The organism is Streptomyces flavochromogenes (genome assembly GCF_000717595.1).
In the GTDB taxonomy this organism is placed as follows: domain Bacteria; phylum Actinomycetota; class Actinomycetes; order Streptomycetales; family Streptomycetaceae; genus Streptomyces; species Streptomyces flavochromogenes.
This window is the reverse complement of sequence record NZ_JNZO01000006.1, coordinates 59,808-74,052: the sequence shown is the minus strand read 5'-3', so window position 1 is coordinate 74,052 and position 14,245 is coordinate 59,808. Positions and strand designations below refer to the sequence as shown.

General features: G+C 72.6%; 12 protein-coding genes and 1 pseudogene. 3 read left to right on the top strand and 10 right to left on the bottom strand.

Annotated elements, in window-relative coordinates; genetic code table 11:
- Positions 1–63: 63 nt before the first annotated feature.
- Entirely contained in the window at positions 64–1,044 is a 981-nt protein-coding gene (locus IF00_RS0108040; protein WP_030315751.1) for a GNAT family N-acetyltransferase, read from the top strand.
- A gap of 181 nt (positions 1,045–1,225) precedes the next feature.
- On the opposite strand, the gene IF00_RS0108035 is transcribed toward IF00_RS0108040, so the two are convergent.
- From IF00_RS0108035 to IF00_RS0107995, 9 genes are all read right to left on the bottom strand, one after another.
- Positions 1,226–2,125, bottom strand: a complete 900-nt coding sequence (locus IF00_RS0108035; protein ID WP_037637767.1) for a S1 family peptidase — start codon at positions 2,123–2,125, stop codon at positions 1,226–1,228.
- Between the two features lie 170 nt (positions 2,126–2,295).
- Positions 2,296–3,120, bottom strand: a complete 825-nt coding sequence (locus IF00_RS0108030; RefSeq protein WP_030315746.1) for a DUF1684 domain-containing protein — start codon at positions 3,118–3,120, stop codon at positions 2,296–2,298.
- 5 nt (positions 3,121–3,125) lie between these two features.
- Positions 3,126–4,433 carry an NtaA/DmoA family FMN-dependent monooxygenase gene (locus tag IF00_RS0108025; RefSeq protein ID WP_030315744.1) on the bottom strand — a complete coding sequence of 436 codons (1,308 nt, stop codon included), beginning with the start codon at positions 4,431–4,433 and terminating at the stop codon, positions 3,126–3,128.
- A complete protein-coding gene (locus IF00_RS0108020; protein WP_030315742.1) occupies positions 4,430–5,500 on the bottom strand; it encodes an LLM class flavin-dependent oxidoreductase in 1,071 nt (356 codons plus the stop codon). Before IF00_RS0108020 ends, IF00_RS0108025 begins: the two co-directional genes overlap by 4 nt.
- 45 nt (positions 5,501–5,545) lie before the next feature.
- Positions 5,546–6,523 (bottom strand): ABC transporter substrate-binding protein, encoded by a 978-nt coding sequence (locus IF00_RS0108015; RefSeq protein WP_030315741.1) that lies wholly within the window; start codon positions 6,521–6,523, stop codon positions 5,546–5,548.
- A 63-nt stretch (positions 6,524–6,586) separates the two neighbouring features.
- A complete protein-coding gene (locus IF00_RS0108010; RefSeq protein WP_051819987.1) occupies positions 6,587–7,393 on the bottom strand; it encodes an amino acid ABC transporter ATP-binding protein in 807 nt (268 codons plus the stop codon).
- Complete coding sequence (locus tag IF00_RS0108005) at positions 7,390–8,274, bottom strand: amino acid ABC transporter permease (RefSeq protein WP_030315736.1); 885 nt, start codon at positions 8,272–8,274, stop codon at positions 7,390–7,392. Before IF00_RS0108005 ends, IF00_RS0108010 begins: the two co-directional genes overlap by 4 nt.
- Before the next feature lie 48 nt (positions 8,275–8,322).
- Positions 8,323–10,137 carry an FAD/NAD(P)-binding protein gene (locus IF00_RS0108000; RefSeq protein ID WP_030315734.1) on the bottom strand — a complete coding sequence of 605 codons (1,815 nt, stop codon included), beginning with the start codon at positions 10,135–10,137 and terminating at the stop codon, positions 8,323–8,325.
- Positions 10,134–10,982 (bottom strand): amino acid ABC transporter permease, encoded by an 849-nt coding sequence (locus IF00_RS0107995; protein ID WP_030315732.1) that lies wholly within the window; start codon positions 10,980–10,982, stop codon positions 10,134–10,136. The genes IF00_RS0108000 and IF00_RS0107995 overlap by 4 nt, the downstream gene beginning before the upstream one ends.
- A gap of 444 nt (positions 10,983–11,426) precedes the next feature.
- Here IF00_RS0107995 and IF00_RS0107990 point away from each other — a divergent pair, with 444 nt between their 5' ends.
- Positions 11,427–11,906 (top strand): GNAT family N-acetyltransferase, encoded by a 480-nt coding sequence (locus IF00_RS0107990; protein WP_030315730.1) that lies wholly within the window; start codon positions 11,427–11,429, stop codon positions 11,904–11,906.
- Positions 11,903–12,817, top strand: a pseudogene (locus IF00_RS41030) (ABC transporter substrate-binding protein); the annotation flags it as partial. The gene IF00_RS0107990 and the pseudogene IF00_RS41030, both read left to right, overlap by 4 nt.
- A gap of 119 nt (positions 12,818–12,936) precedes the next feature.
- Here the strand turns inward: IF00_RS41030 and IF00_RS0107980 are convergent.
- Entirely contained in the window at positions 12,937–14,226 is a 1,290-nt protein-coding gene (locus IF00_RS0107980; protein ID WP_030315728.1) for a DUF5685 family protein, read from the bottom strand.
- Between the last annotated feature and the right edge of the window lie 19 nt (positions 14,227–14,245).

Here is a 14,245-nt window from a genome sequence, read left to right as displayed (position 1 = left end):
AGCCCGTCGGCCGTTACGTTCACGGGGCAGCATCAACCCTTCCCCGAACCGACAAGGCTCTCCGTGACACGTGTGCGCCCCGCCCGTCCCGACGAACTCCCCGCCCTGGTCGAGCACCCCGGCGACCCCGAGCGCAACGCCGCCACCCGCGCGTATCTCGCCCAGCTCCTCGACAGCACGTGCACCCGGCCCGAGTGGTGCCTGGTCGCCGAGGACGGCGACGGCCGGCTCACCGGCAGCGTGGTGCTGTGGACCATGCCGGGTCACGAGGTCCCGCTCGCACTGGTGCTGTTCGAGGCGCCGGAGGACGCTCCGCAGACCGCTGCCGCGCTGCTCGACGCGGCCGCTGTCACGGCCCGGGAGCTGGGCGCGACGGAGCTGGAGCACGTCGTCGACTCCCCCGCCCAGGCCCCGCAGTTCCAGCGGAACCCGGAGCACCGGGGCGAGCTGCTGCGGGCGTCCGGGTACGCCGTGATCCGCGACGGCCGCAGGTTCAGCCTGCGGGCCCCCGCCGCGAACGGAACCGGTGACGCCGGGCCGGAGGCACCCGGTGCGCCGGACGGGCTGCCGGCCGACGACCCCCGGCTGACCTTCCGCTCGCTCGCCGAACTCGGCCCCGAGCCCTTCGTCGCGGTCCTCGCCGAGCTTCTCGCCGAGACCGCCGACGCCCGCCTCGCGGCCGACGTACGGCAGCACGGCGCCCGGCGCGCGGCCGAGCTGCTCTTCGAGGAGACGGCCGAGCTGAAGCACGAGCCCGCGTGGTGGGAGCTCGGCTACGACGCGGACGGCACCGTCGCCGTGATCAGCCTGCCCGCCGAGAACCCCAGCGTTCCGGTCATCGGTTTCGTCGGCGTCGCCCCCGCCCACCGGGGCAAGGGATACGCCACCTCGGTGGTGATCCGGGGCACGCGCGTCCTGGTCGGCGCCGGGGCCACCGAGATCCGCGGGGACTGCGACGCCGCGAACGTGGCGATGGCCAAGGCCTTCGAGCGCGCCGGATACGTGAACTTCGCCGACCGGCTGGAGTTCGCCCGCGCCCTCTGAACTCGCGCCCTCTGAACTCGCGCCCTCCGCCCCGCGCCCCCTGACGCGGTCCGGCAGGACGGCAGAGTGCCGCCCCGTGCTTCCTCGCACGGGGCGGCACCGTCGTGCGGCGGCGGACTACCGGCCGGAGTACGCCCGGGTCATCAGTTCCTCCGTCTCCGGTACCCGCGTCCCGGGTCGGCTAGAAGACGCTGACCCCGTACGCGCTCAGCGCCTCCGTCACGGGCTGGAAGAAGGTCGTCCCGCCCGTGGAGCAGTTGCCGCTGCCTCCCGAGGTGAGGCCGACGGCGCGGCTCCCCGAGTAGAGCGGGCCGCCGGAGTCGCCGGGCTCGGCGCAGACGTTCGTGCGGATCAGGCCGGAGACGATGTCGCCGCCGCCGTAGTTCACGGTGGCGTTGAGGCCCGTCACGGAGCCGCTGTGGGTGCCGGTCGTGGAGCCGCGCCGGGTGACGGACATGCCGACGGTGGCGTTGACGGCACTCGTGATGTCCACGTTGCCGACCGTGCCGGACTTGGTGACGGAGGTGTTGGTGTAGCGCACCAGACCGTAGTCGTTGCCCGGGAAGCTGGACCCGGCGGTGGTACCGAGGACGGTGGTACGGGAGGAGTTGGAGTACCAGGTGCCCGCGCCGTCGGTGCAGTGTCCGGCGGTCAGGAAGTAGTAATTGCCGGAACCGTCGCGGACGTTGAAGCCCAGCGAGCAGCGCCAGCTGGTGGCGTAGATCGCGTCGCCGCCGGATATCAGCTTGCTGAACCTGCCGGGGGTGCGCTCGACGCGGATGGCGTCCGCGTTCGCGCCGGCCTGCCGCTTGATCTTCGCGAGCTCGGCCTGGCTGACGGTGGAGTCGGCGGTGACGACCAGCTTGCCGGTGGCGGTGTCGGCGTACCAGGCGGTACCGGCCACGTCCGCGGCGCGGACGGCGTCGCCGGTCGCCGAGAGGGCGGCGGCGTCGAAGGTGCGGGTGCTCTGTGCGGTGCCGGCGCTCGCGGTGGGGGCGGCGAGCGCGGCGGCGGCGGCGAGGCCTGCCACGACGGCGAGCAGCCGGACGGTTCTCGTGGGGGTGGTGCGCATGGTCCTCACTTCTGTTCCTCCCGAGGGGAATCGGGGGCCCGCCGTGGGGTGCCGGGCCCGTGAGGCGCGGCCTGGGGCCGGCGCTGTGGGGGAGTCTCGGGCCGTACGACTTCACGCCGCAAGGGCGCGATTCGGCCGTACGGCCCGCAACTTCCCGGCGATTCGCCCGGGTTGAGGAGTCAGACCCCGCTCAGCCGTCGCTCCCCCGCCGCGACGGCGGTGTCGAGCGTGTTCCCCGGAGGCGGGAACGGGCAGATGAAGTGGTCGACGAAGGCGCAGGGCGGCAGCAGCGCACGATTGAGGTCGACCGTCACCGAGCCGTCCGCCGCCGGGGCCGCGGGGCGCAGGAAGCGGAAGCGGTAGCTGTCCCGGCCGCTGGTGGCGTCCGCGAAGACCGCCCACAGGGTGCCGTCGTCCTCGACGGCCACCTGGAGGGTGTGCTCGCCGCCGTGCAGTTCGAAGACCAGCTCTCCGGAGAGCCCGAGACCGCGCTCGCGGCCGTCGGCGTTCTCCACCCGTACGCTGCGCGTCCGCTCGTACGGCCGGAAGACTCCGGGCACCACCCAGCGCTCGTCGTACGGGGTGGCCTCGATGCCCCGGAAGGCGGTACGGGCCTCGGAGCCGGGGTCGAAGTCCCGTACGGCCCAGAGCCCTTCGCGCCGCAGCACCACGAGCCGCCGGCCCGCCGACTCGACACGGGACTCGTGGATCGGGCCGTGGTCGGCGGTGAGCCGGACGGTGCCGGTGAAGGGCTTGCCGTCGACGGTGATCCCGTCCTCGGCGCCGGCGCTGAGGAGCACCTCGTCGCCGTCCTCCCGCCACTCCCCCGGAACGGCCGGAATTCGCCCCTCCGGGAAGTCCGAGAGCCAATGGGTGCCCGTGAGGGAGAGCGGACCGTACGAGGAGGAGACCGCGGCCTCCCGCTGCTCGTGCCAGTGCTGCCACTCCTGCCGGGGGTCGGCTCCCGCGTCCGTACCCGTACCGCTGTCGTTGTCCGTGCTCATGGTGCTCAACCTTTCCACACGGGCTCGGGAAGCCCGAGGTGCGACCGGAGCGTCGTGCCGGAGTACTCCGTACGGAAGACCCCCCGCTCCTGGAGCAGCGGGACGACCCGGTCGACGAAGTCGTCGAGGCCGCCGGGGGTGAGATGGGGGACGAGGATGAAGCCGTCGGCGGCGTCCGTGGCGACGAACTCCTCCAGGGCCGCCGCGACCGTCCCCGGGCTGCCGACGAAGGACTGCCGGCTCGTGGACTCGACGACCGTCTGACGGATCGACAGGCCCTTGGCCTCGGAGAGCGCCCGCCACCTCCTGGCCACCCCGACCGGGTCGGCGACCCGCACCCGTCCCTGGACCAGGGTCGAGTCGGGATCGGGGTCGATGTCCGGGAGCGGTCCGTCCGGGTCGTAGCCGGACAGGTCGCGGCCCCAGATCTGCTCCAGGGCGAGGATCGCGTTCTGCGGGGAGACCTGCTGACGGCGGATCTCGCCGGCGCGCTCCTGTGCCTCGCCGTCGGTGTCCCCGAGGACGTACGTCACCCCGGGCATGATCTTCAGATCGCCCGGCTCCCTCCCGTACCGGGCGAGCCGCCCCTTGACGTCGGCGTAGAACTCCCGGCCGGCCTCCAGGGTCGAGTGCCGGGTGAAGACCACGTCGGCGGCCGAGGCGGCGAACTCCCGGCCCTCGGCGGAGTCGCCGGCCTGGATGACGACCGGGTGCCCCTGCGGGGAGCGCGGGACGGTGAACTCGCCCTCGATCCCGAACTGCGGCCCGCTGTGGACGAAGGGCCGCTGGCGGCCCTCCGGGGTCCAGGAGTCCCACAGCTCCCGGGCCGTGGCGAGGAACTCGGCGGCCCGGGCGTACCGGTCGGCCCGGTCGAGGAAGCCGCCGCGCCGGAAGTTCTCGCCGGTGAAGGCGTCCGAGGAGGTGACGACGTTCCAGGCGGCCCGGCCCGCGCTGAGGTGGTCGAGCGAGGCGAGTCGCCGGGCCAGTTCGTACGGCTCGTTGAAGGTGGCGTTGACCGTGCCGGCCAGGCCGAGCCGGTCGGTGACGGCGGCGAGCGCGTTCAGGACGGTGATCGACTCGGGCCGGCCGACGACGTCGAGGTCGTGGATGCGGCCGTTGTGCTCGCGCAGCCGCAGCCCCTCGGCCAGGAAGAAGAAGTCGAAGAGGCCCCGCTCCGCGGTCCGGGCGAGATGCTCGAAGGAGGAGAAGTCGATCTGCGAGCCGGAGCGCGGATCGGCCCAGACGGTGGTGGAGTTGACGCCGGGGAAGTGCGCGGCGAGGTGGATCTGCTTCCGGCCCGGAGTCGTGCTCATGCACGTGCTCCCGTCGTCACCCGTGCTTCGGCGGCGTACTGGCTGACGGGGCGGGCGAGCCCCAGCTGGTCGCGGAGGGTGGTCCCCTCGTAGGCCTTGCGGAAGAGCCCGCGGTCGCGCAGCCGGGTGACGGTGCCGGCGGTGAACCGCTCCAGGTCACGCTCGGGCACGGCCGGAACGAGGTGGAAGCCGTCGACGGCGCCGCCGCCGTGCCAGCCCGCGATCAGTTCGGCCAGCGCCGCGGGCCCGCCCTCGTACGCGTCGAGGTCGACGGTCGCCGAGAGCAGGACGCGCAGCTGTCCGGGGTCCCGGCCGTGGGCGCGGGCCCCCTGCCGCAGCTCGGCGCGCAGGGCCGCGGCCTCCTCGGCGGAGGAGGCCCTGATCAGAGCGACGTCGGCGTGGTGGGCGGCGGTGTCCCGGGCGGCGGGGCGGGTGGCGTCGACGACGGTCACCGGGTTGCCCTGCGGGGGCCGGGGGACGATCGAGGGGCCCGTGACCGAGAAGGTCGCACCCTGGAAGTTCACGTGGTGCAGCTTGCGGCGGTCGACGAACCGCCCGGTCACCACGTCCCGTATCTCGGCGTCGTCCTCCCAGCTGTCCCACAGTTTGCGGGAGACCTCGGCGACCTCGCCCGCCTCCTGCCAGAGCTCGGCGGTGGCCGGGGCCGTGCGGCGGCCGAAGAGCGCGGCCTCGGCTCCTGTAGGGGAGACCGCGATCCGCCAGCCCGCCCGGCCCCGGCTCACCCAGTCGAGGGTGGCGACGGCGGCCTGGACGTGGAAGGGCTCGGTGTGGGTCGTGGTCACGGTCGGCACGAGGCCGATGGAGCGGGTCTCGGGGGCGACCCGGGCCAGGACGGCGAGCGCGTCGAGGCCGGGCCGCGTGAAGGAGTCGTCGTGGGTGAGGAAGTCGAGCGCGGCACCCTCGGCGAGCCGGGCGAGCGCGACGGTTCGGGCGGCGGTGCCGCCGACGGCGGGTGCGGCGGTCCGGGCGGAGGCGAGGGCGCTCGGGGAGTCACCGGCGCCCGGGGCGAGTTCGGCGGCGAGGTGGAGCGTTCGGCTGCTGGTCATGCGGTCTCTCTCGAAGCGACGTGGAGCGGACGGAGCGGGGCGCGGTCAGTTCTTGGTGCGGGGCAGCCCGGGCGGGTTGATCTCCGACTTCGTCACGGCCTCGCTGTCGAGGCCCCAGCGCTTGAGGACCTGGGCGTAGGTGCCGTTCTCGACGATGTGGTCGATCGCGGCGGCGTAGGCGGCGACGAGCCCGCTGTCCTTCTTCGTGGTGGCCGCGATCTTGCCCTGGAGTCCGGCGCCCGCGCCGGAGAACTTCCCGACGATCTCGGTCTGCCCGGCGGAGAGCACGTGGTAGGCGGCGACGGGGTTGGGCCCGAGGTAGCCGTCGATCCGTCCGGACTGGAGCGCCAGGTAGTAGTCCGAGGTGTTCTGGTAGTACTTGATGTCGACCGGCTTGCGGCCGGCCTTCTCGTTCTGCGCGGACCAGTCGACGAGGATCTTCTCCTGGTTGGTGCCGGAGCCGACGGCGATCGCCTTGCCCGCCACGTCCTCGGGGCCCTTGACCGTCCAGCCGGAGCCCTTCTTCGCCTCGAAGGCGAGGTCGTCCAGGCGGTAGGTGGCGAAGTCGTACTTGTCCTTGCGCTCCTCGGTGACGGTGACGTTGGAGAAGACGGCGTCGTACTTGCCACTGTCGAGGCCGACGAAGAGGTTCTCCCACGAGACCGGGTTGAACTCGGGCTTCAGACCGAGGGCGTCGGCGACCAGGGTCGCGAGGTCGACCTCGACGCCGATCAGCGTCTTGTCGTCGGTGGCGTGGAAGGCGAGCGGCGGATTGCTCGTCGCGGACACGCCGAGGACCAGGGTGCCTCTCTTGCGGACGGCCTCGGGCAGCTGGGCGGCGAGTGCGTCGACCTTGGGGGTGTGGACGCGGTTCTGCTCGGGGCTGAGGTTGATGCCGTCGGCGGCCTTCTTCGCCTCGGGCTGGGCCGCGTCGAGGGCGGCGTCACCCGAGCCGCAGGCGGTGAGGACGCCGAGGGCGGTGAGCGAGGCGAGGGCGGTGAGGACGGTGCGACGGGTCTTCATGGCAGTACTCCTGAGAGGAAGGGGTGGGTGGTCACATGACCTTGGAGGGGAAGGCGCGGGTGGTCAGAGGACCTTGGAGAGGAAGGCGCGGGTGCGTTCGTGGCGGGGGCTGTCGAGCACCTCGGCCGGCGGACCCTGTTCGACGATCCGGCCCTCGTCCATGAAGACCACGGTGTCGGCGACCTCGCGGGCGAAGCCGATCTCATGGGTGACGACGATCATGGTGGTGCCGGAGGCGGCCAGGTCCTTGATGACGTCGAGGACCTCGCCGACCAGCTCGGGGTCGAGCGCGGAGGTCGGCTCGTCGAAGAGGAGCAGGCCGGGTTCGAGGGCGAGCGCGCGGGCGATGGCGACCCGCTGCTGCTGTCCGCCGGAGAGCTGTTTGGGGTACGCCTCTGCCTTGTCGGCGAGTCCGACGCGTTCCAGCAGCGTCCGGGCCGCGGCCTCGGCTTCCTTGCGGGGGCGCTTCAGGGCCGAGACGGGGGCCTCGACGATGTTCTCCAGCACGGTGAGGTGCGGGAAGAGGTGGAAGTTCTGGAAGACGAAGCCGATCCGGGTGCGCTGCTTGAGGATGTCCCGCTCGCGCAGCTCGTAGAGCTTGTTGCCGGAGCGGCGGTAGCCGACGAGGGTTCCGTCGACGCTGACGGTGCCGCTGTCGACCTTCTCCAGGTGGTTGATGGTCCGCAGGAGGGTGGACTTGCCGGAGCCCGAGGGGCCGAGGACGACGGTGACCTCGCCGGCGCGGACGTCGAGGTCGATGCCGCGCAGGACGTGCAGGGGGCCGAAGGTCTTGTGGACGGCCCGGATCTCGACCTTGGCGGTGGTGGCGGCCTGGGCTTCGGCGGCCGGGTCGACGGTGACGGAGCTCATCGGACGCTCCCCTTCGCGTAGTGGCGTTCGACGTAGTGCTGGACGACGGAGAGCGCGGTGGTGAGCAGGACGTACCAGGCGGTGGCGACCATCAGGAGCGGGACGACCCGTCCGTTGCGGCCGTAGACGACCTGGACCTGGTAGAAGAGTTCGCCGATCGCCATGACGGAGACGATCGAGGTGCCCTTGAAGAGCGAGATGATCTCGTTGGCCGCGTTGGGCAGGATCGAGCGCATCGCCTGCGGCAGGACGATCCGCCGCACCTGCCGGAGCCGCGGGATGCCGAGGGAGGCCGCGGCCTGCACCTGGCCCTCGTCCACGGCGAGTACACCGCCGCGGACGATCTCCGCCGCGTAGGCCGCCTGGTGCAGGGCGAGCCCGAGGACGGCGGCGCTCATCTCGCCGACCAGGCCCGTCGTGTCGAAGGAGAGGAAGCTCGGCCCGAAGGGGATGCCGATGCTCAGTTCCTTGTAGAGGTAGGCGAGGTTGAACCAGAAGAGCAGCTGGACGATGAGCGGGATCGAGCGGAAGGCCCAGATGTAGCCGAAGGCGACGGACCGCAGGAACGGGCTGGCCGAGAGGCGCATGAAGGCGAGCACGATGCCGATCGCGAAGCCGAGGGCGGTGCCGTGGAAGGTGAGCTGGAGGGTGACCCAGACGGCCCGCAGGACGGTCTCGGTGGTGAAGAACGCGGCGAAGACGTCCCACTCCCAGCCGGGGTTGGTGACGAGCCCGTGGACGAACTGGACGAGCAGGACGGCGGTGACGGCGACGGCCACCCAGCGCCAGGGGTGCCGCACGGGGACGACCACGAGCTCGGGGCCCGCCACGGGTTCCTTCTCGACGGCTCTGGTGACGGGCGGATCGCTGGTGAGAGACATGGCGGTTCCTCGGAAAGGGGTCGGGCGGCGGGAGGGAGTGGAGAGGGATCAGGCGCTCAGCGGGGCCGGGAGCCGACACGCCCGGTCGCGCAGGAACGTCAGGGCCGCCCGCGCGGTGACGTCGTTCTGCCGGAAGGCGACCCCGCCGGTACGGGGCCGGGTGAAGGCGCTGTCGGTCCGCGCGGTGGTGTGCGGACCGAGCGCGAAGCGGCGCGGGTGCGGACGTCCGTCGAAGTCGAGGACCCGGCCGTCGACGGGGTCGACGACGAGGAGGCCGCTGGCCGTGGCCCGGGCGCCCTCCTCGTGCAGGGCGCGCAGGAGCGGGCTGCTGGTGAGTTCGAGGGTGGGGTCGGGGAGCCGGGCCTCGACCAGGGCGCGCGCCTCGGTCCACTCCCCCGGTACGGCGGCGGACGCGGCCCGGAAGACGCCGCGTGCCTCGTCGGCCTCGACGGTGATCTGGGGGCCGAGGAAGCGGACGACACCGGCGCGGGAGAGGGCGAGGAGCTGGCGCAGCCGGGGGCCGGGCGGCCCGGAGGCGAGGTAGCTGAAGAAGCCGTGCCACCAGTCGCCGGTGTCGATGCGGTTTCCGAGCCGGAGGAGTTGTCCGTAGACGGAGAGCAGGCCGGCGAAGACGGCGGCGTCGGAGCTGTGGCCGGGATCGTGACGGCGGGTCAGGTCGTCGGTGATGTAGTCGCGCAGACCGTGCTGGAGGGCTTCCTTCGAGGCGAAGCGGAGGCCGTCCAGGGGATGGTCGAGGGCGTCGAGGTCGAGCCGGTCAGCCGGGTCGGGGACGGCCGCGGCGACGACGGCGGCGAGTTCGGCGCCGCGCGGCGGCGCCGCCTCGTAGGCCCGCTCGAAGTCGCCCCACGCGAGCGTGGTCCGCTCGGGGTGGGTGGAGAAGAGCCGGTGGTAGTGGGCCCAGCCGAGTTCCTTGTCGACCAGCGGCCACACATCGCGCCGGAAGTCGATCGGCCCGGGCCTCCGCAGCAGGGCGTCGGTCTGCTCGGGGCCGAAGAAGCGGGGCAGCGGGGGCCGTTCGCCTTCGAGGGCGTAACCGATCTTCGAGTGGTACGGGACGCCCCGGCGCGATCCGACGTGCAGCACCGGCTCCCTGCCGGAGGGTACGTAGACCAGCGCGTCGCCCTCGCCCTCGTACCGTCCGCCGCGGCCCTCGGTGAGCAGCACCATCAGGTCGACGAAGGCGAGCCCGAAGCCGCGGACGAGGACGGCCTCGCCGGCGGGAACGGCGGTCAGGTCGGTGTCCGCGGTGAAGTCGGGCGGCAGGTGGACGAGGCCGTGGCGGGCGGCGAAGCCGGCGAGGGCCCGCTGCTCCGGATCGGGTTCGGCGTCGAGATGGCCGACGGTGAGGACGACGAGGTCGGCGAGGAGGGGCACGGCGGAGCCCTCCAGCCAGACCCGCTGGCGTCCCTCGCGCGGACCGCCGATCCGCAGGGCGGTGGTGCGGTGCTCGTGGACGGAGACGGAGGCGGGCAGCGCGGCCCGGGCCCGCTCGAACACCCAGCGCAGATAGGCGCCCTGCTGGGGGCGGGTGGGGAAGGTCCGGCCCTCGATGCCGGCCCATTCGGCGACGGTGGGGCCGGGGCGGACGGGGCCCACCAGGTCCACGGTCTCGTCGGTGAACATGGTGACGTCCTCGGCCCGGGAGTTCATCCAGAGCAGCGGGGACTGCGCGGTGCGCCAGATGCGGCCGGGGCCCGGCGGGTGCGGGTCGACGAGGTGGAGGTCGAGGGGGCGGTCGCCGTACAGCTCGGGCAGGTTGGCGGCGAGCCGTTCGAGGAAGCCGGTCCCCCGCGGCCCGGCGCCCACGATCACGATCGCGTGCGTGGAGGGGGTCGTGCTCATCGCGCACCCGCCGTACCGCGGGCGTAGTGGCGCTCGACGTAGTGCTGGCCGAGGCTCAGGACGGAGGTGACGGCGACGTACCAGAGCGTGGCCACCAGCAGCAGCGGGATGACCTCGTACGTGCGGTGGTAGACGAGCTGGGTCGAGTAGAGCAGGTCCTGGACGGCGATCACGGAGACGATCGAGGTGCCCTTGAGGGTGCCGATCAGCATGTTCCCGGCCGGCGGGACGATCGCCCGCATGGCCTGCGGCAGCACGATCCGGGAGAGCCGGCGCCACCGGCCGAGGCCGAGGGACTGGGCCGCTTCCAGCTGCCCGCGGTCGACGGAGAGGATGCCGCCGCGTACGACCTCGGCGGCATAGGCGGCCTCGTGCAGGGTGAGGCCGATGACGGCGACGGACACGGGGCCGAGGAGGTTGACCGTGCTGACGCCGAGGATCTGCGGGTAGAGGGCGCCGATGTTGAACCAGAAGAGCAGCTGGACCAGGATCGGGGTGGACCGGAAGAACCAGACGTATCCCCAGCTCACCGCGCGCAGCACGGGGTTGGCGGAGAACCTGAGCACGGCGAGCAGGGTGCCGAGGACGAAGCCGAGCGCCATGACGAGGGCGGTCAGCCACAGGGTGAGGCCGAGTCCGCGGAGCACGGACGCCGAGGTGAAGTACTGGGCGACCACGTCCCACTGGAAGGCCTTGTTGCGGACGACCGAGACCAGGCCGAGTGCGAGCAGGGCGAGGACGAGGGCCGCGGCGGTCCACTGCCCGGCACGGCGGGCGGGGACGATGCGGGGCGGTGGTTCGGCCGGCCGGGCCGTGGAGGGGGTTCTGACCAGGGTCGCGGACATACGAAGACTCCGTGGATGCCAGAGGCGGATCGAACACGGGGTGCGCCTTCACACGCGGTGAGCACGGAACCGGGCCCCTCAGCCCGATCCGCCCTTCGAGGCTATGCGGTCAACGGCCCCCATTGTCAAGGGTGTCCGCACTGTGAGCCGTACGTCTCATCATGGTTGACGCGGGAACGGATGCCTGTTCCACTGTGGCCATGCATTCGCAGCAGCTGGTCACGCGCTCCCACATCGACTTCGGTCGCGTGTGGTCCTCTTCCTGTTGAGCCGACCCTCTGCTCGGTGAGCCGACCTCCGGCTCCGCCCCGTCCGCGTGCTGTTCTCCGCGGCGCCTTCACATCCAGGCCCCTCGTGGTGCCTGAGCTCTCCCCTCCCCTCGCTCTGCCGTGCCGCCCTCCCTCGTTCTGAAGGGCTGCCACTCCTTCGTCCTGAAGGACCGTCATGACCTTCGCGCTGTCCGTGCACCGGACCACGACCACCGACCCCCTGGCGCGCCCGCTCCTCGACGAGCTGGCGCACGAGTACACGACCCGGTACGGCTCCGCGCACGATCTGAGCCGCTACCCGGCGGAGGAGTTCGCCCCGCCCCACGGCGCCTTCCTGCTCCTCCTGGAGCAGGGCCGGCCCGTGGCGGGCGGCGCCTACCGCCGCTACGACGACGACACCGCCGAACTGAAGAGGATCTGGACCAGTTCGGCGCACCGCAGGCGCGGACTCGCCCGCCGGGTCCTGACCGTGCTCGAACGGGAGGCCGCCGCCCGCGGCTACTCCCGCCTCTATCTCACGACCGGACCGCGCCAGCCGGAGGCCAGGGGCCTCTATCTGGCGAGCGGCTACCGCCCGCTCTTCGACGTGTCCGCCGATCCCGAGTCGATCGGCCCGCTGCCGTTCGAGAAATCCCTGGAGAACCCGAAGCCATGACCACGCGCACGCGTCCCGGCACCGCACGCACCGCCCTCGTCTTCGCCCTGATCACCGGCGCCGCCCTCACCCTGACCGCCTGCGCGGGCGGGGATCCCGCGACGGCACCGGCCGGCGCCTCGGGGGCGCCGGGTGCCGCGGGGGCCGCGAAGGGCACGCTCCCGACGGAGGACGTCGTGTCGGCGGTGAAGAGGAACGAGGCGGCGGCGAAGCTGCTGCCCGCCGAGGTGCGGCAGCGGGGCAGCTTCACGATCGCCTCGTCCGTCGCCACCCCGCCCAGCTCGGCGTACCTGCCCGACGGCAGGACCGTCGTGGGGGTCGACGCCGACTTCGCCGCGGCCGTGGCGAAGGCCCTCGGCCTGGAGCTCAAGCGCGAGGTGGTCGGGTTCGAGGCGATCCTGCCGGCGCTCGGCAGCGGCAAGTACGACGTCGGCACCGGGAACTTCGGCGTGACCGAGGAGCGGCGCAAGGCCATCGACTTCGTGACCTACATCAACGACGGCCAGGGGTTCGCGAGCCGTGCGGACAGTCCGCTGAAGGCGGTCACCGACCTCACGCAGCTGTGCGGCCTGAAGGTGGCCGTGAACGCGGGCACCACCTTCGAGCGGACCCTGGAGCAGAACAAGGGCCGGTGCGCGGAGGCGGGTAAGAAGCCGTACGAGGTGAACGTCTACAGCGAGACCGGGGCGATCTGGATGTCGCTCCAGCAGGGCCGCAGCGATGTCGTGATGAACACGATCAACGGGGTGCGGTACGCGGTGACGCAGCAGAAGAACGTGAAGTTCCTCAACGAGTACCGACGGCTCGACGTCGGCTTCGCCTTCAAGAAGGGCACGCCGCTCGCGCCCGCCTTCCAGGCCGCGGTGAACGGCCTGAAGGCGGACGGGACGTACGACAGGATCCTGCGGAAGTAGGGCGTGACGGGATCGGGCATCGCCACGTCGCAGATCTCCCCGCCGGAGCTCCCGGCGCCGGAGAGGTAACGGGAACGGGCTCCGGTGGGGCGAAGCTGCGGCGGACCGACGGTCCGTCAGCAGCCGTCGCAGGGGCAGCAGCAGTCGCAGTTGCCGCAGCCGGGGTCGCAGTCGCAGTCCCGGCAGCAGCCCTCGCGCTTCTTGCGGGACCAGGGGCCCTCGTACTCCTTGGCACAGCAGATCTGGCAGGTGCAGAAGAGCCAGGTGAACATGGCGCACCCGGCGAGGAAGCCGCGTGGCTTGGGTGCCTGCGGGGCGCCGCCGCCGAACTGCGGCGGCAGCCCGCCGGGCCCGCCGAATCCACCGGATCCGCCCTGGCCGCCGGATCCGCCCTGGCCGCCGTGGCCGCCGCCGTACGGGTTCCCGCCACCGCCGCCGTGGGGCTGGTACGGGCCGGGCGCCCCGCCCGCGTACGGATTGCCCGGCACCGGCACCGGCCCCTGCCCGTACCCCGGCCCCTGCCCCGCGCCCGGCGCCCCGTGCGCACAGGTCGTCGTGCCGAAGGCGCGGTCCACCGAGGTACGGAGTTCATGGGCGAGCAGCACATGCGCCAGCTTGTCGTCGACGAACTCTGCGTCCCTCAGCGCGAGGCGGATGCCGTGCAGGGCGTCGTCGGCGAGCCGGCGGGCCTCCTCTCGGGAGGTGCCGGTGGCGGTGAGCGGGTTCCAGGCACCCTTCTCCGCGTCGGCGGTCTGGTCCTCGACGGCGTCGAGGAGGTGGGCGAGGCGTCCGAAGAGCCGGCCCGCCTCGGCGAGCGGCTCCGCGTTCCCGGGCCGTCCGGCGAGGACCGCGGTGTGCGCGAAGGCGGCCGCGGTGGCGGTCTCGGTCGGTTCGGTGACGGTGAGCAGGGAGGTGCCGGGTCCGGCGAGGGCCTCGATCCCGGTCTGGCGGTCGACGGCGTCGACGAGGACGGCGGTGTCGAAGCCGAGGGCACGGCCGGTCCTGGCCCCTGCCTTGTCCCAGGAGCGGGCGACGCGGCGGGCCGCGGCGGCGGCGGGCCGTCGGGCCAACAGCCCGTCCCGGTCGGCGACGTGGTCCCGTACCTTCGCCGAGGCGAGGACCAGCGAGACGGCGGCGGCGAGCCGGGCGCCCTCGCCCCTGGCCACGGGGGCGGTCCGCATGGCGCGCAGCGCGCAGGGCCCGGCCGTGCGACGGCCTGCCGCCGTGACACCGGTCTGAGCCTCCGTCAGAACAGAGACGATGAGCCCGTCGTAGTTGGTGACGACTCGGGCGAACTGGCCGTGGTCGGCGCGAAGTGCCAGGCAGAGGCCGCAGAGATGGGCCATCCACTCGGTCTTGAGCCCGTCGGTGAGCCGATGGGTGCAGGGTCTGACGATTCCGAACATGGACTCCCCCGTGAGTCGT